Below are 16,336 nucleotides of genomic sequence, written 5' to 3'. Positions count from 1 at the left end.
CTCATCTGCCTCGCCCGCCGCCGCTGCGACGTCCTCTACGCCATGCTCCGCAACGGCACCCACTACCGGCATCCCGAACCCGCTCCGGCCCCCACTGCCGCTTGACAACCACATAGGGACACCCCCCGAAGCTAGGGTGAACCGGTGACCGTCTCGACCGACGACATCGTCCGGCACGCGGCCCGGCTGCTGATGGCCGGGACGCGCCTCGACCTCGGGCGGATGGCGACCGAGCTCGGGATCTCGCGCACCACCTTCTTCCGGCGCGTCGGCAACCGCGACGACCTCATGGGCGCCGCGTTGCGGCTGCTGTCCGAGCGGAACTGGCAACGGTCGCTCGACGGCTGGCGCGCCCAGCACGGCGACGTCGTCCGCGCGCCGGATGGCCGGCTGCGCTGCCTGTGGGTGATGGAGGCCTACCGCCGCGAAGTCGCCGGCAGCGAAGGCATGCGCAAGCTGATCGAGGCGGAGTCGGCGGTCGCCCTCCGCGTGCTGACCGACCCGCGTGGCGCCGTGCAGCCCGGGCTGGTCGACGCGCACGTCGAGCTGTTCCGGGCCGACGCCGACGCCGCCGGGCTGGCGCCGCTCGTCGGGCTGCCGGACCTGGCCTTCGCGGTCGTCCGGCTCGGCGAGTCGTTCCTGTACTCCGACGTCCTCGCCGCCCGCTCGGTCGACCTCACCGTCGCGACGACACTGGTCGACACCCTCGTACGCGGTGCCCTGGAGCCGGTGCACGTGCACTGAGCGACCGCACAGTTCGTCAGACCACTCCCCCGTTCGGAGGATGTGGAACATTTCGCCAAGGTGTTTCATAGGCGACGGGGAAGCGGTTACCCCGCACCCCGCCCGCGGCACGTCCTTCCGTTGCCGTGCACCAGTTCTGCCGATCCGCCCGTCTGTGTCCGGGCGCGCTTTCGCCTGCCCGGGGAAAGAGAGCGATCCATGTCCGCACTCACCAGCCCGCCGACGACGTCCGGCTCGCGTGAGAAAATTTCCCGCCACCACGGTTGGCGTGCCAGGACCGCCGGCGTCGTGCTGGCCGCCCTGGCGCTGACCACCGCGGTCGCCGCGCCGGCACCCGCCGCCGCGAACCCCTACGAGCGGGGCCCCGACCCGACCACCGCCAGCATCGAAGCCTCCCGCGGTTCGTTCGCGACGAGCACCGTGACGGTGTCGCGGCTGGCTGTCTCCGGCTTCGGCGGCGGCACCATCTACTACCCGACGACCACGACCGCCGGCACGTTCGGCGCGATCTCGATCGCGCCCGGCTTCACCGCCACCCAGTCGAGCATCGCCTGGCTGGGCCCACGCCTGGCGTCGCAGGGCTTCGTGGTGTTCACCATCGACACCCTGACCACCTCGGACCAGCCCGACAGCCGCGGCCGGCAACTCCTCTCCTCCCTGGACTACCTGACGCAGCAAAGCAGTGTCCGCTCGCGGATCGACAGCAGCAGGCTCGGCGTCGTCGGGCACTCCATGGGTGGTGGCGGCACGCTCGAAGCCGCCCGCTCCCGGCCGTCGCTGCAGGCAGCGGTGCCGCTGACCGGCTGGAACCTGACGAAGAACTGGTCAACGCTGCGGGTGCCGACGCTCGTGGTCGGGGCGCAGTCGGACACCATCGCGCCGGTGGCGTCGCACTCGATCCCGTTCTACACCAGTCTTCCGTCCACTCTGGACCGCGCGTACCTCGAACTGCGCGGCGCCAGCCACTTCGCGCCGAACACCTCCAACACGACGATCGCGAAGTACACGCTGTCCTGGCTCAAGCGCTTCATCGACGACGACACGCGGTACGAGCAGTTCCTCTGCCCGATCCCGGGCACCAGCCTGTCCATTTCGGACTACCGCGGCAACTGCCCGCACAACGGCTAGGCACCGGGCACGCCGAGGGTGACGACGATCTTGCCCTTGGCGTGCCCGGCTTCGGAGTAGGCGAACGCGGCGCGCAGGTCGTCGAACGGGTAGCTCCGGTCGACGACCGGCGTGACCGCGCCACGCTCCACGAAACCGGCCAGCTCCCGGAGGGCCGCCGCCTTGTCCGGGCACGCCACGGCGTCCGCGAGTACGACCCGCCGGCGCGCCACCGGCCCGGACGCCAGCGCCGCGAAGACGTGACCCGCCGGCTGCACCCACCGCCCGGGTGGGCCGCCTACAGCGACGAAGGTTCCATCCCGCGCGAGCACCCGCCGGCAGGCGAACACCGACCGGCCGCCGGCGATGTCCAGCACGAAGTCGTAGCGGCGGCCGCTGCGCGTGAAGTCCTCCGCCCGGTAGTCGAAAACACGCTCCGCGCCGAGCGAGCGCACCAAAGAGGCATTGGTGGACACCGCGTCGACCTGCGCGCCGAGCGCCTTCGCCAGCTGGACGGCGAACGTCCCGACCCCGCCGGAAGCGCCGTTGACCAGTACCCGCTGCCCGGCTTCGACACCCCGCAGGGCCAGCAGCGCCGTGACGGCCGCCATCGGCATCGCCGCCGCCTGCTCGTGGGTGAGGTTCGATGGCATCGGCGCGAGCAGGTCCTCGCGCACGCAGACGTACTCGGCGTGCGCGCCCCGCGGCAGCAGCGCGTAGACGTCGTCGCCGGGCGCGAACCGCGCGCCGGCCGTCTCGACCCGCCCGGCCAGGTCGCAGCCGAGGATGCCGGCCCGCGGACGCAGACCGAAACCGCCGGGCATCAGACGGGCCACGTACGGCTCGCCTCTCAGGAAGTGCCAGTCGTACGGGTTGACCGAAGTGGCGTGCACCCGGACCAGCACCTCACCGGCACCGGGCACCGGGTCGGCCAGATCTTCCCAGGTCAACCCATCCGCAGAACCGTACGCACGCTGAACCAGAGCCTTCATCACTGCCCCCTTACGTTGTAAGTCGTACGCCGTAAGGTAGCTCCGCGCCGGGCCTGTGGTCAAGGACGCCTTACCTTGTACGATCTTGTGGGTGACAACCGACGCGCGGATGCCCCTGAGCCGCGAACGCGTCCTGCGCGCGGCCGTCGACCTCGCGGACGAACACGGGCTGCGGGCGCTGACCATGCGCCGGCTCGCTGAAGAGCTCGGCGCCGAGGCGATGTCGCTCTATTACCACGTCGCGAAGAAGGAAGACGTGCTCGACGGCATCGTCGACGTCGTGGCCGCCGAGATCAACGAGGCCGTCGCCCGCGTCGAGCCATCGCCGGCCTGGAAGACGGCGGTGCGGCAGCGGATCCTGGCGGCGCGGCAGGTGTTCCTCCGGCACCGCTGGGCGCCGGAGCTGTTCGAGACGCGGTCGTCGACGAGCACCGAGGTCCTGCGCTACTACGACACCCTGGTCGGCCTGATGCGCGACGGCGGGTTCTCCTACGACCTGGTGCACCACGCGCTGCACGCGCTCGGCAGCCGTGCGCTCGGGTTCAGCCAGGAGCCGTTCGACCCGAGCGCCGGCGAGTCGGCCGAGGTGCCGGTGGATCTGTCCTGGCAGCTGCCGAACCTGACCAGGCTGATGAGCGAGATCGCCCACGACGACCCGGACTCCACCCTGGGCTGGTGCGACGACCAGACCGAGTTCGAGTTCGGTCTCGACCTCATCCTCGACGGCCTCGACCGGCTGCGGTAGTCCACCAGCTGGGATGACCCCGCTCACCGGGGCAAAATCGAACTGTGTCACGACCACTGCGGAAGCTCGGCTTCCTGACCATCGGCCTGTTCGACGCGGCCGACCCGCGCCGCGGCCACGAGTCGACGCTGGAGATCATCGAGCTGGGTGAACGGCTCGGGTTCGACAGCGCCTGGGTGCGCCACCGGCACCTCCAGTACGGCATTTCCTCCCCGGTCGCCGTGCTGGCCGCCGCGTCGCAGCGGACCAGCCGGATCGACCTCGGCACCGCCGTGATCCCGCTCGGCTGGGAGAACCCGCTGCGGCTGGCCGAGGACCTCGCCACCGTCGACCTGCTCTCCGGCGGCCGGCTCAACCCCGGCCTCAGCGTCGGCCCGCCGATGCGCTGGGACGACGTCAAGCACGCCCTCTACCCGGACACCGCCGACGCCGAGAACTTCTCCTACGACCGCGTGCAGCGGCTGCTCGGCTTCGTGCGCGGCGAACCGGCCACCGGGTTCAGCGGGACGCAGGGGTTCGAGGTGTTCTCCGACCGCGTCCAGCCGCAGGCACCCGGGCTCGGCGACCGCCTCTGGTACGGCGGCGCGAGCCTGCGCTCGGCGGAGTGGGCGGGCAAGCACCGGATGAACTTCCTGACCAGCAGCGTGGTCAAGGCCGAAGACGAGAGCACGGACTTCGCCGAAATCCAGCTCTCGCACATCCGGACGTTCCGCGAGCACCACCCCGCCGGGCGCGTCTCCCAGGGCCTGGTCGTGATCCCCACCGACAGCGCGACGCCGGAACAGCGCGCCAAGTACGAGGCCTACGCCGGAAAACGGCTGCCCCGCACCAAAGAACCGCAAGGTCCCGCGCGGATGCTGTTCTCCCCCGACTTCGTCGGCACGTCCGCGGAAATCGCCGAGCGGCTGCACGCACACGCGGCGTTCCGCGAGATCGACGAGGTGGCTTTCGCCCTGCCGTTCACCTTCGAGCACGAAGACTACGTGCAGATCCTCACCGACATCGCGGAACGCCTGGGTCCGTTGCTGGGACGCTAGGTCACTGGTTGGTACCCGGCGTCAACACCTTGTCGATCACGAAGACCGTGGCGTTCTTCGTGGGGATGTTGCCGCACAGGACCTTCGCGCCGTTGACCGTCAGGTTCTCGCCGGAGCCCTCGATCTTCACCGGGCCGCCGGCGGTGTTCAGCGTGTCGACCGAGCCCGCGGCCGCGAGACCCGTGGCGTCGTAACGCTTGCCGACGACGTGGTACTGCAGGATCGGCGCCAGTTCGGCGGGCTTGCCGGCGAGCTCGTTGAACTTGGCGTCGCCCAGCGCGGCGAACGCCGGGTCGGCCGGCGCGAAGACCGTGATGGCCTCCTGGCTGTTCAGCGTGTCGACCAGGTTGGTGGCCTTGACCGCCGCCACCAGCTTGGTCAGCAGCGGGTTGGTCGACGCGGCCGAGGCGACCGGCTGCGGGCCCATCGAGTCCAGCGAGCCCGGCGCGGAGCCCTGCGGCAGCTGCGCACAGGCCGGACCGAAGACGTCGGCGTTGGTGGTCATGCCGTTGCCGGAACCGGACGCCATGCTGGACGACGTCGCGGGCGCCGGCGGCGTCATCGAGCTGCTGGAACCACCCGACGAAGCGGTGTCGCTACCGCTGCACGCGGTCAGCGAAAGGGCGGCGACGGCGGTGACGCCGATCCCGGCGACACGGAGCTTGGTCACGAAAATCACTCCCACAATCGGCTGATAACTTCTTCTTGATCGGTATTCGGAACTACCGGTGAATCGGATTGGCACCCATTCGAGTGATGCGAGTCACCGCGCTGTGAAGGCGATGCTGTGCCACCCGGTCGCGCCGTCCGGAACGGTTCCGGCGCGCATTTCCGTCTGCGTGTACCCGCTTTTGTCGGTCGCCCGGCAGACGACCTGGTGCCCGCCGGGTGCGACGTCGAACTCGAGCCACCACATGCGCCAGGTGTCCGGGTTTACCTCGTGTGACAGCATGGCTTCCCGCCACGGCCCGTTGTCCACGCGCAGCTCGACCTTGGCGATGCCGGTGTGCTGCGCCCAGGCGATCCCGGCGACGCGGACCTTTCCCGCCGGAACTGTTTCGAAACCTTTCGGCGTGTCGATCCGCGATTGGGTCTTGATCGGCGCCTCACGCCCCCACCCGCGTTTCAGCCAATACGCCTGACGCGCGTCCCAGGTCGTGACTTCGAGATCGGTCACCCATTTCGTCGCCGACACGTACCCGTACAACCCGGGAATGACCAGCCGGGCCGGGAAACCGTGTTCGATCGGCAGCGGCTCGCCGTTCATGCCGATGGCGAGCATGGCCCCGCGCGAGGGGTCCAGCGCCGCCGCGAGCGGGCTGCCGGACGTCCAGCCGTCCACACTGGACGAGAAGAGCTGCTCGGCACCGGGTCGCACGCCGGCCTCTTCGAGCAGGTCGGCCAGGTCGACACCGGCGAAGTTCGCGGTGGAGACGTAGGTGCCGCCGACCTCGTTGGACACGCAGGTCATCGTGATCGTGCGTTCCACCAGCGGCCGGTTCCGGATGTCGCCGTAGCGGTAGCGGATCTCGCGGTCGACCATCCCGTACAGCCGCAGGCTCCAGTCCTCCGCCCGCACCTGCGGCACGGTCAGCGCGGTGTCCACGCGGTAGAAGCGGTCGTTGCGGGTCAGGAACGTCGGAGTCCCCAGCTTCGCGAAGTCGGCGTCGGCCGGGATCGTCGGCGCGGTCCGGACCGGGACGAGCCGCCCGACCGCTTCGCGTGACGACGCCGCGTCCCGGCGGCCGGCGAGCAGCTGCCCGCCGAGGCCCGCGATCCCGGCCCCCGCGACGACCCCCGCCAGCAGCACCGTCCGGCGCGAGCGGTCCGGGACGACGTCGAGCCGGCGCAGGAAGGCGAACGTCCCGACTCCGGCAGCCAGGCTCGCCAGCGGGGCGAGCAGCGCGACGGCGTCCAGGTCCGGCCGCGCGTAGACCGCGACGAGGCCGACGAGCCCGAACCCGGTGATCACCACCAGCCCCGGCACCGGAGTGCGCCGGGACAGCAGGCCCGCCACCGCCGCCACGACCACCATGACCACGGCCATCCCGGACAGCAGCACGAGCTTGTCGTAGGTGCCGAACGTGCGGACCGCGAAGTCCTTGAGCCACACCGGAGTCAGGTCGATGGCACCGTTGCCGACCGCCAGGTACGGCGACGCGTTCACACCCACGAACCCGGCGACGAGGTGGCCTGCCGCCAAGGCCGCCGCGAGCGCCAGGACACCGATCAGAGCGGCCGGCCACCGGCTAAGCAAGGGAAATCCTGGTGACGGCGGGCGTCGTCGGGCCGGGCGAACCGCCGGCCGGCTCGACGGTGATCCCGATCCGGTCGACGTCCGGCGGGAGGTCGGCCACCAGCATCCGCTGCGACGGCTCGGCCGTCATCAGCCCGGCCGACCGCGCGCCGGCGGGGCCGATGAGCCACACCTGGTAGACGTGGCCGGCGTCGAGCGCGGGCAGGTCCGACGCGAGCAGCACGGCCTGGTGCCGGCTGCGCGAGACGACGAGGGTGGCGTGCCCCTGGCCGGTCCCCTCAATCGCGGCGGCGTCCGGCGCGCTCAGCACCGGGTCGACGGGCGCCGGCGTCCGGGCGACGCCGAGGACGACCGCCACCACGGCCGCGGCGGCCGCCCCGAAGAGCGAGACCCGCAGCTGCCACGTCTTGGCCCGGCTCAGCCGGCGCGGCACCGGCACCTTCGGTGGTAGCTGCCGGGTGCGGGCGATGTCGGCGAGCACCAGCGGCTTCAGCGACGGCGGCGGCTCCACCGCGGCGGCCAGGGCCAGCCGCGCGCCGGTCGCCCGCAGCTCCGCGACCTCCTGACGGCAGGCAGCGCACCGGCCGAGGTGGCGTTCGAACTCGGCACGGTCCACATCGGACACGGCGTCCAGGGCGTAGGCCCCGGTCAGCGTGTGCAGCTCGGCGGTCACCGGTCCACCCCCAGGCAGTCGCGCAGCCGGATCAGGCCGTCGCGGATGCGGGTCTTGACCGTGCCCGGCGCGACCTGCAGCACCTCGGCGACCTCGGGGTAGGTGTAGCCGTTGTAGTAGGCCAGCACGATCGACTCGCGCTGCAGGTCGGTCAGCGCGGCCAGGCACTGCCGCACCCGCTGCCGCTCCAGGCCGGCCAGCGCGGACTCGGTGACCTCGTCGAACGGCCGCCGCACGTCCATCAGGCCGGCCCGCTCCTCGCGGTCGACGCCGGCCTGGTGCGCGCGCACGCGGTCCACGGCCCGGCGGTGGGCGATGGTCAGCACCCACGACAGCGCGCTGCCGCGCTCCGGCTCGTACCGCGTGGCCTTGCGCCACACCTCCACCAGCACCTCCTGCGCCACTTCCTCGGCCTGCGCGTGACTGCGCAGCACGCGCGTCGCCAGGCCCAGCACCGGACCGGCGACGAGGTCGTAGAGCGACGCGAACGCCGTCTCGTCGCCGGCCGCCACGCGCCGGAGCAGCTCTTCGGCGCTCGGCGCGGGCGCCGGTGCCTCGTCCGGTGGCAGCCGCAACCGCCCACGCTCACCCATGCCCGAGTCCTCCAGTCACCCCTGACTTGCCCGGGGGTTCGCGGCCGGACGGCGGCCCGGACTGGTGTCCGGTGACCCTTCCCACCCGGACGGCGCAACTCCGGCGCCGGGACCCATCCGGCAGCGGCACGGCTCCGAATACCTGTCACCGTTGGTCACGGCGTGTGAGGGAGTTGCCCGTTCGGCCACGCTGACGGTGACCTCGGACACTTCTTGATCACCCTCGCGTGTGAAAGTTTTTCGGAACGCTGGGCGTTGAACTGACTATGGGTTATCCCTGGAAGCAGCGGAAGTTAACCGACGAGTAGCAAAGGGGCCACCATGGCCGACCCGCACACCGTGACCAGCGCCAGCATCGACTTCGCCCTGCGCACCTTCGGGGCCGGGCCGCGACCGGTGCCGGCCGAGCTGGAGTACGACACCCGCGACCCGTACGCGGTCGCCGTGGTGCTGCACGCCGGCCCGAGCGCGGTCCGGTGGCTCTTCGGCCGCGACCTGCTCGCCGACGGCCTGCTCGCCCGCTGCGGCGACGGCGACGTCCGGATCGGGCCGGCCGGCGACCCGGCGCTGGTCGTCGTGGAGCTGAGCTCGCCCGACGGCGCCGCGGTGCTCGAAGCGCCCGCGAAGGAGATCGCGGCCTTCCTCGACCGCACCTACGACGTCATCCCGGCCGGCAGCGAGAGCGACTGGTTCGACTTCGACGAGGAACTGGCGAAGCTGTCGTACCAGGACTAGATACCGTCCCCGGGTGAGCTTCTTCCTGACGAAGGTCCTCGCCGCGCTCGACGACGGCGGTGACCGTCCGCTCTTCGTCCAAGACGGCGTCACCACCTACCACCAGGCCCGCGACCGGCTGCGCCGCCTGCACGGCGGGCTCGGCGATGTCGGAACCCTCGCCGTCGACCTGCGCAACCGGCCCGAGACGGTCCTCGTCCAGCTGGCCGCCCTCCTGCGCGGCGCGACCGTGCTCCTGGTCCCGGCCTCGGCGCCCACCCGAGACCGGCTCGCCGCGGCGCGTGGCGCCACCGTCGTCACCGACCGCCCGCACGACTGGCCCGCGGGCGACGTCCGCACCCTCGGCGACCTCGACGCCGAACCCGAGCCACTGCACCCGCCGGCGGCCGTCCGCCTGCTCTTCCCCACCGGCGGCACCACCGGCACGCCGAAGCTGATCCGCCACAGCGGCATCTACGACGGCATGGCGCACATCTTCGCGCCGTCGCCGGACGGTCCGGGCCGGACGCTGCTGGTCGCGCCGATGACGCACATGACCGGCAACGCCACCGTGCTCGGTGCGCTGCTGCGGCAGGACACCGTCGTCGTCCACGACGGTTTCGACGCGGGAGCCGTCCTCGGCGCGATCCAGGAACACCGGATCGACACGCTCTCGCTCACCCCACCACGGCTGGCCGCCGTCCTGGACCACCCGAAGTGCCCGGAAACCGACCTCACCAGCGTCCGCTCGCTCTCCCTCGGCGCCGCGCCGCTGCCGCCGCACCGGCTCGCGCAGGCCCTCGACGTCTTCGGCCCGGTCGTCGGCCAGGGCTACGGCCTCACCGAGGCGCCGATGATCGCGAGCATCTCCGCCGCCGAGCTGCTCGACCGCCCGGAACGGCTGGGCTCGGTCGGCCGGATCGTGCCGGGCATGGCAGCCCGCATCACCGCCGACGGCGAGGTCGAGGTGCGCGGACTGTCCATGATGGACGGTTACCTCGGCGGCCCGGACATCGGCGCGGGCTGGCTGCGCACCGGCGACCTCGGCCGCTTCGACGACGAGGGCTACCTCTACCTGCTCGACCGCGCGGACGACGTCGTCGTGGTCGGCGAGCACGGCACGAAGGTGCCCACGACCGTCGTCGAACACGCCCTCGCGACGCACCCGGCCGTGCGCAGCGCGGCCGTCTTCGGCCACGGCGATCGGCTGCACGCCGTCGTCGTCGCCACGAGCGAAGTCACGGCGGTTGCCCTGCAGGCACACACCCGCGAAATCTTCGGTCAGGAGCACTACGTCCCGGCGGCCGTGGCCTTCATCGCCGCGCTGCCGCTCACCGACGTCGGCAAGGTCGACAAGCGCGCCCTCGTTCAGCTCGTGACGGCCCCGTAGGACGACGACCGCACCAGCTTCACGTACTTGCCGAGGACGCCCTCTCCGAACTTGTTCGGCAGCGGCTCCCAGTCCTCGCGGCGCCGGGCCAGCTCGGCCGCGTCGACCAGCAGGTCGATGCTGCGGGCCTTGATGTCGACGGCGATCCGGTCGCCGGTGCGGACGAACGCGATCGGCCCGCCGTCGACCGCCTCCGGTGCGACGTGGCCGATGCACAGGCCGGTGGTCCCGCCGGAGAACCGGCCGTCGGTCAGCAGCAGGACGTCGCGACCGAGCCCGGCACCCTTGATCGCCGCGGTGATCGCCAGCATCTCCCGCATGCCCGGGCCGCCCTTGGGGCCTTCGTAACGGATGACGACGACGTCGCCGGCCTCGATCCGGCCCTCGTTCAGGGCCGCCATCGCCTCCTGCTCGCGCTCGAACACGCGCGCCGGGCCCTCGAAGTTGGCCGTGTCGAAGCCCGCGGACTTCACGACCGCGCCCTCCGGCGCGAGCGAGCCGCGCAGGATGGTGATGCCGCCGGTCGGGTGCAGCGGGTTGTCCAGACCGCGCAGCACCTCACCGTCGATCGGGCCGGGGTCGAGCTCGGCGAGGTTCTCGGCGACCGTGCGGCCGGTGACGGTCAGGGCGTCGCCGTGGATCAATCCTTCGTCGAGCAGCGCCTTCATCAGCACCGGGATGCCGCCGTGGCGATCGATGTCCTGCATGACGTACTTGCCGAACGGCTTCAGGTCGCCCAAGTGCGGGACGCGGTCGCCGACGCGGTTGAAGTCGTCGAGGGTCAGCGAAACCTTCGCCTCGTGCGCGATGGCCAGCAGGTGCAGCACCGCATTGGTCGAACCACCGAGGGCCATCACGACGGTGATGGCGTTCTCGAACGCCTCCCTGGTCAGGATGTCCCGCGCGGTGATGCCCTTTTCGAGCAGGCCGACCACGGCTTCCCCCGAAAGGTGGGCGTAGTGGTCGCGGCGACGGTCCGCGGACGGCGGCGCGGCCGACCCCGGCATGCTCATCCCCATGGCTTCGGCAGCCGACGCCATGGTGTTCGCGGTGTACATCCCGCCGCACGCGCCTTCGCCCGGGCAGATGGCGCGTTCGATGCGGTCGAGATCGGCGGTGCCCAGACGCCCGGCCCGGCACGCCCCGACCGCTTCGAAGGCGTCGATGATGCTGACGTCCTTCTCGGTGCCGTCGGTGAGCTTCACCCAGCCGGGGGCGATCGTGCCCGCGTAGAGGAACACCGAGGCCAGGTCGAGGCGCGCGGCGGCCATCAGCATGCCCGGCAGCGACTTGTCGCAGCCGGCCAGGAGGATCGAGCCGTCGAGCCGCTCGGCCTGCATGACCGTCTCGACCGAGTCGGCGATGACCTCGCGGGAGACCAGCGAGAAGTGCATGCCGTCGTGGCCCATGGAGATGCCGTCGGACACCGAGATCGTGCCGAACTGCAGCGGGTAGCCGCCGGCCGCGTGCACGCCTTCCTTCGACGCCTGGGCCAGCCGGTCCAGCGACAGGTTGCACGGCGTGATCTCGTTCCACGAACTGGCGACGCCGATGATCGGTTTCCGCCAGTCGCCGTCGCCCATCCCGACCGCGCGCAGCATGCCTCTGGCGGGCGCGGCCTCGATCCCGTCGGTCACCGTGCGGCTGCGGGGCTTCGGGTCGATCGTCATCGCGGGCCTCCGATACGACGTTCGGGCGCTGGTCATGTTACCAACGCTCGCGCGGTCCGCTGGCCGGAACGAATCCCTTCCCGGAGCCGCGCAAAAGGCGAAAGCTCGGCGCATGATCGCCACAGTGGTGTGGGGCACGGGCAACGTCGGCCGTGCGGCAATCCGGGCCGTCGACGCCCACCCGGCGCTGAAGCTCACCGCGGTGCTCGTCCACGACCCCGCGAAGGTCGGCAAGGACGCGGGCGAGCTGGCCGGCACCGGCCCGCTGGGCGTCGCCGCGACGGACGACATCGACGCCGTCCTGGCCGCGAGCCCCCGCGCGATCGTGTATGCCGCTTCGGGTGACGTCCGGTTCGACGACGCGCACGCCGACATCGTGCGCGCGGTCCGGGCGGGCGCGATCGTCGTCACGCCGGCCCTGTACCCCCTCTACGACCAGCGGAACGCGCCTCCAGAGCTGCGGAACCCGGTACTGGCCGCGATCGAGGACGGCGGCGGGTCGCTGTTCGTCTCCGGCGTCGACCCCGGCTGGGGCAACGACGTGCTGCCGCTGCTGGTCAGCGGGCTCGGCACCGACGTCGACGTCGTCCGCTGCCAGGAGATCTTCGACTACTCGACGTACGAGCAGCCCGACTCCGTCCGGTACCTGGTCGGGATGGGGCAGCCGATGGACTACGACCCGCCGATGCTGATGGCCGGCGTGCCGTCGATGGTGTGGGGCGGGCAGGTCCGGCTGATCGCGCGCGGCCTCGGCGTCAAGGTGACGGAGCTGCGCGAGACGCTCGACCGGCGGCCGCTCGAGGAGACCGTGACCACGCGGACCATGGGCGAGTTCGAGAAGGGCACCCAGGGCGCGGTGCGGTTCGAGGTGCAGGGCATCGTCGGCGGCGAACCGCGGATCGTCATCGAGCACGTCACGCGCATCCACCCGTCCTGCGCGCCCGACTGGCCCACACCGCCGAGCGGCGACGGCGCGCACCGGGTGATCATCGAAGGCCGGCCGCGCATCGAGGTCACCGTCGAGGCGACCGACGAAGGCGAGAACCGGTCCGCGGGCGGGAACGCCACCGCCGTCGGCCGGCTGGTCGGCGCGATCGACTGGCTGGCCGCGGTGGAACCCGGCCTCTACGACGCACTCGACGTCCCGCTGCGCCCGGCAGCAGGCAAGCTCGGAAGGAGCCGTCCGTGAACATCGACATCCCCGCGGGCAAGGACCCGATCGGGTACGTCTGGGGCGAAATGGTGCCCGGCATCGGGATCGCCGCGTCCAAGTTCTCCCTGGCCGTGTACGAGCACACGACGCTGGGGCTGCGGGAGTTCGAGGCCGCGCGGCTGCGGATCGCCCAGATCAACGGCTGCGTCTTCTGCCTCGACTGGCGCACCGAGCGCGACGGGGTCAAGGTCGAGCCGGAGTTCGCCGACGCCGTGCTCGACTGGCGCACGACGGACCGCTTCGACGACCGCACGCGGCTCGCGGCGGAGTACGCCGAGCGGTACGCGACCGACCACCACAACCTCGACGACGAGTTCTGGAAGCGGATGGCTGCTTCGTACAGCCAGCAGGAGATCGTCGAGCTTTCGATGAGCCTCGGTGCGTGGCTGGCGTTCGGACGGCTCAATCACGTCCTGGGCCTGGACACGGTCTGCGTCCTGCCGTCCCACCGGTCGTGAGGGGCGGGGGCGGCGCCCCTCACGAGTCGTGGGTCAGAAGTCCTGCGCGATGATCTTCTCGATGTTGCGTTCCGCCAGCGCGGTGATGGTGACGAACGGGTTGACGCTGGTGTTGCCCGGGATCAGCGAGCCGTCGATCGCGTACAGACCCTGGTACCCGGCGAGCCTGCCGTAGTTGTCGGTCGCCTTGCCGAGCACCGCGCCGCCGAGCGGGTGGTAGGTGAGATGGTCGCCCCAGATCTTGTACGCACCGAAGAGATCGGTCCGGTAGATCGTGCCCTCGGTCGAGTTGATCTTGTCGAAGATGGTCTTCGCCATGTCGATCGACGGCTGCTTCCACGCCGTCTGCCAGTTGAGCTCCACCGCGCGCGTCGCCGGGTTCCAGGTGAACTGCGCCCGGTTCGGGTTCTTCGTGATGGACAGGTAGAACGACGCCCACGTCTCGATCCCGGTCGGCAGCGGCGCGACCTCCGCGAAGGCGCCGCCCGCGGCCCAGTTGTCGATGCCGGCGCACGGGATGGTCGACTGCGAGGCCCCGGTCGGGTCCCAGATGTGGTTGGCGCGGCCGCACATCACGTTCCCGTTGTCACCCCAGCCCTTGCCGACCTCGGCGTTCAGGTTCGGCAGCGCGCCGGTCGCCTTCAGCTTCACCAGCAGCTTGCTCGTGCCGACGCTGCCCGCGGCGAAGAACACCGTGTCCGCCGTGACGGTCTTGATCGTGGACACCGCGCCCGCGGTGGTGAGCTGCTCGATCGTCACGGTGTAGCCGCCGCCGGAAGCCGGCAGCACCTGCGTCACGCGGTGCAGCGGCGAGATGGTGACCCGGCCGGTCGCGGCGATCTTCGGCAGGTACGTCTTCTGCAGCGACTTCTTGCCGTAGTTGTTGCCGAACAGGATTTCCCCGGCCAGCGCCGACTTCGGGACGGTGCCCGCCGCCTCCTGCTCCATGTAGTCCCAGTCGTACACGTCCGGGACGAACACGAACGGGAACCCGGACCGCTGGGCCTGTTTCCGGCCGACGCGGGCGAACTGGTACCAGTCGGTGCTGTCGAACCAGGCCGGCCGGATGTTGGCGACCCCGAGCCCGGCGTTGGCCCGCGGGTAGTAGACGTCGTACATCTCGTCGGCGTTGACCGTCGGGAGGACCGCGCCGAAGTTCTCCCGCTTCGGCGTGACGGCCATGCCGCCGTTGACGAGCGAGCCGCCACCGACGCCGCGGCCCTGGTACACGGTGATCCCGCCGAACTCCTCGGCGTCGAGGATGCCCGTGTAGCGCGGGATGTCCTTGTCGATCGGGAACCCGAGGAACTGGGAAAACGGCTGTTTCGTCCTGGTGCGCAACCAGAACGACCGCTGGTCGGGATTGGGCGTGGTGCAGAAGATCTTGCCGTCGGCGCCCGGGGTGTCCCAGGCCATGCCCATTTCGACCAGCTGCACGTCGACGCCGGCCTGGGCGAGCCGGAGGGCGGCGACCGAGCCGCCGTAGCCCGATCCGATCACCAGCGCGGACACGCGGGCGCCGTCGGGGATCGCGGCCGGCCGCGACGGTGCGGCCGTGGCTCGGCCGGCCAGCGCGGCACTCGCCAATATAGAACCAGTTCCAGCAATGAAGAGACGACGGGAAACGGAGCCAGAAGTTGTTCTCCACACGGGTTCGCCACTCATGTGTTGTTCCTCACCGTTGAGGTATTTAGAACAAGTTATAACTCGGTGGTGCAGACAAGTCGACATGTACCCACGAGTAACCTGTCGGGGGTGGCGGGACCGTGCCGCTGAATGGGCCATGATGGACGACTGTGGAGTCCACCCGAGTGGACCGCTGGCTCTGGGCGGTCCGGCTGACGAAGACCCGCCCGGACGCGGCGGCGGCCTGCCGCGGCGGCCACGTGCGCGTCAACGACAAACCGGCCAAACCGGCGACCACGGTCGTCCCGGGCGACGAGGTCCGCCTGCGCGTCGGCGGGACGACGAAGGTGCTCGACGTGGTGCGGGTGATCCAGAAGCGCGTGGGCGCCCCGGACGCGGCCACGTGTTACGTGGACCGGACGCCGAAGCCGCCTCCGGAGGCCGCGATCCCGGTCGCCCGGCGCGACCGCGGCGCGGGCCGGCCGACCAAAAGGGAGCGTCGCGTGCTGGACGCGTTCCGGTCCCAGCAGGAGCCCTAGCGGCGCAAGCCGTCCATGACCACCGAAAGCAGGTGCCGCGTGCGGGCTTCGCGCTCGGCACCGAAGTCGTTGCGCCACAGGAAACCGACGAGCAGCAGGACGTCCTCGGCGTCGACGTCGGCCCGCAGCGAGCCCGCGGCCTTTCCCGCGTCGAGCAGCAGCGTGATGGCCTGGACCACCGGCGCGTAGTACTCGCCGGACAGGCCGGCGCGCGTGGCGGCTTCGACCGCCTCGGCGACGCCGTGCTTGATGCGGCCGTACGCGGCGAGGCGCTCGAACCACTGCCGGAGCGCCTCGGCGGGCGCGTGTTCGGCCAGCAGCGCCGGCGCCGCGGCGATGAGCTCGTCGAGGTCGTGGCGGTACACCGCGATCAGGAGCGCTTCCCGGCTGGGGAAGTGCCGGTAGAGCGTGCCCTGGCCGACCCCGGCCGCCTTCGCGATCGACTGCAGTGAGGCCGCGCTGGAGGCTTTGAGCGCGGTCCGCGCGACCTCCAGGATGCGCTCGCGGTTCTGCTCGGCGTCGGCTCGCATCGGCGTCACCCGATCACCCTAGCCAACCGGACACCTGTCCGCTACCGT

Annotated in this window: 17 protein-coding genes; 9 read left to right on the top strand and 8 right to left on the bottom strand. The window is 71.2% G+C overall.

Annotated features, from left to right (window positions below; translation table 11 throughout):
- Window positions 1-144: 144 nt before the first annotated feature.
- Together I4Q55_RS28510 and I4Q55_RS28505 are read left to right on the top strand one after the other, a co-directional pair.
- Window positions 145-744 carry a QsdR family transcriptional regulator gene (locus tag I4Q55_RS28510; RefSeq protein WP_206791873.1) on the top strand — a complete coding sequence of 200 codons (600 nt, stop codon included), beginning with the start codon at window positions 145-147 and terminating at the stop codon, window positions 742-744.
- A gap of 198 nt (window positions 745-942) precedes the next feature.
- A complete protein-coding gene (locus tag I4Q55_RS28505) occupies window positions 943-1,872 on the top strand; it encodes a dienelactone hydrolase family protein (protein WP_206791870.1) in 930 nt (309 codons plus the stop codon).
- On the opposite strand, the gene I4Q55_RS28500 is transcribed toward I4Q55_RS28505, so the two are convergent.
- A complete protein-coding gene (locus I4Q55_RS28500) occupies window positions 1,869-2,801 on the bottom strand; it encodes an NAD(P)-dependent alcohol dehydrogenase (RefSeq protein WP_242546882.1) in 933 nt (310 codons plus the stop codon). The genes I4Q55_RS28505 and I4Q55_RS28500 overlap by 4 nt on opposite strands.
- 133 nt (window positions 2,802-2,934) lie before the next feature.
- Between I4Q55_RS28500 and I4Q55_RS28495 the strand changes: the two genes are divergently transcribed.
- Together I4Q55_RS28495 and I4Q55_RS28490 are read left to right on the top strand one after the other, a co-directional pair.
- On the top strand, window positions 2,935-3,588 hold the full coding sequence (locus I4Q55_RS28495) for a TetR/AcrR family transcriptional regulator C-terminal domain-containing protein (protein ID WP_206791868.1): 654 nt from the start codon (window positions 2,935-2,937) through the stop codon (window positions 3,586-3,588).
- A 44-nt stretch (window positions 3,589-3,632) separates the two neighbouring features.
- Window positions 3,633-4,625 (top strand): LLM class flavin-dependent oxidoreductase, encoded by a 993-nt coding sequence (locus I4Q55_RS28490; protein ID WP_206791867.1) that lies wholly within the window; start codon window positions 3,633-3,635, stop codon window positions 4,623-4,625.
- Between the two features lies 1 nt (window position 4,626).
- Here the strand turns inward: I4Q55_RS28490 and I4Q55_RS28485 are convergent, their stop codons facing one another.
- The 4 genes from I4Q55_RS28485 to sigK form a co-directional block, all read right to left on the bottom strand.
- Complete coding sequence (locus tag I4Q55_RS28485; protein ID WP_206791866.1) at window positions 4,627-5,295, bottom strand: fasciclin domain-containing protein; 669 nt, start codon at window positions 5,293-5,295, stop codon at window positions 4,627-4,629.
- Between the two features lie 93 nt (window positions 5,296-5,388).
- Window positions 5,389-6,882: a molybdopterin-dependent oxidoreductase gene (locus tag I4Q55_RS28480; RefSeq protein WP_206791865.1), complete on the bottom strand. Its 1,494-nt coding sequence runs from the start codon at window positions 6,880-6,882 to the stop codon at window positions 5,389-5,391.
- Window positions 6,875-7,555 (bottom strand): anti-sigma factor domain-containing protein, encoded by a 681-nt coding sequence (locus I4Q55_RS28475; protein WP_206791864.1) that lies wholly within the window; start codon window positions 7,553-7,555, stop codon window positions 6,875-6,877. Before I4Q55_RS28475 ends, I4Q55_RS28480 begins: the two co-directional genes overlap by 8 nt.
- Window positions 7,552-8,148 carry an ECF RNA polymerase sigma factor SigK gene (gene sigK, locus I4Q55_RS28470; protein WP_242546881.1) on the bottom strand — a complete coding sequence of 199 codons (597 nt, stop codon included), beginning with the start codon at window positions 8,146-8,148 and terminating at the stop codon, window positions 7,552-7,554. The genes I4Q55_RS28475 and sigK overlap by 4 nt, the downstream gene beginning before the upstream one ends.
- Window positions 8,149-8,469: 321 nt before the next feature.
- On the opposite strand from sigK, the gene I4Q55_RS28465 reads away from it, so the two are divergent.
- Window positions 8,470-8,883 carry an SsgA family sporulation/cell division regulator gene (locus I4Q55_RS28465; protein WP_091317062.1) on the top strand — a complete coding sequence of 138 codons (414 nt, stop codon included), beginning with the start codon at window positions 8,470-8,472 and terminating at the stop codon, window positions 8,881-8,883.
- 13 nt (window positions 8,884-8,896) lie between these two features.
- Window positions 8,897-10,252: a class I adenylate-forming enzyme family protein gene (locus tag I4Q55_RS28460; RefSeq protein WP_206791863.1), complete on the top strand. Its 1,356-nt coding sequence runs from the start codon at window positions 8,897-8,899 to the stop codon at window positions 10,250-10,252.
- Here the strand turns inward: I4Q55_RS28460 and ilvD are convergent.
- Entirely contained in the window at window positions 10,231-11,922 is a 1,692-nt protein-coding gene (ilvD, locus tag I4Q55_RS28455; protein WP_206791861.1) for a dihydroxy-acid dehydratase, read from the bottom strand. The genes I4Q55_RS28460 and ilvD overlap by 22 nt on opposite strands.
- 112 nt (window positions 11,923-12,034) lie before the next feature.
- Here ilvD and I4Q55_RS28450 point away from each other — a divergent pair, with 112 nt between their 5' ends.
- Together I4Q55_RS28450 and I4Q55_RS28445 are read left to right on the top strand one after the other, a co-directional pair.
- Window positions 12,035-13,111: a dihydrodipicolinate reductase gene (locus I4Q55_RS28450; RefSeq protein ID WP_206791859.1), complete on the top strand. Its 1,077-nt coding sequence runs from the start codon at window positions 12,035-12,037 to the stop codon at window positions 13,109-13,111.
- Entirely contained in the window at window positions 13,108-13,593 is a 486-nt protein-coding gene (locus tag I4Q55_RS28445; protein ID WP_206791858.1) for a carboxymuconolactone decarboxylase family protein, read from the top strand. Before I4Q55_RS28450 ends, I4Q55_RS28445 begins: the two co-directional genes overlap by 4 nt.
- A 33-nt stretch (window positions 13,594-13,626) precedes the next feature.
- Here I4Q55_RS28445 and I4Q55_RS28440 read toward each other — a convergent pair whose 3' ends face one another.
- Entirely contained in the window at window positions 13,627-15,180 is a 1,554-nt protein-coding gene (locus I4Q55_RS28440) for a GMC oxidoreductase (RefSeq protein ID WP_206791857.1), read from the bottom strand.
- Between the two features lie 209 nt (window positions 15,181-15,389).
- Between I4Q55_RS28440 and I4Q55_RS28435 the strand changes: the two genes are divergently transcribed.
- Complete coding sequence (locus I4Q55_RS28435) at window positions 15,390-15,758, top strand: RNA-binding S4 domain-containing protein (RefSeq protein WP_307793324.1); 369 nt, start codon at window positions 15,390-15,392, stop codon at window positions 15,756-15,758.
- Here the strand turns inward: I4Q55_RS28435 and I4Q55_RS28430 are convergent.
- Window positions 15,755-16,288: a TetR/AcrR family transcriptional regulator gene (locus I4Q55_RS28430; protein WP_206791898.1), complete on the bottom strand. Its 534-nt coding sequence runs from the start codon at window positions 16,286-16,288 to the stop codon at window positions 15,755-15,757. The genes I4Q55_RS28435 and I4Q55_RS28430 overlap by 4 nt on opposite strands.
- Window positions 16,289-16,336: the final 48 nt, after the last annotated feature.

The organism is Amycolatopsis sp. MtRt-6 (assembly GCF_017308975.1).
Lineage (GTDB): Bacteria > Actinomycetota > Actinomycetes > Mycobacteriales > Pseudonocardiaceae > Amycolatopsis.
Note: the sequence above shows the minus strand (reverse complement) of the source record. Positions and strands in the feature narration are given on the sequence as shown.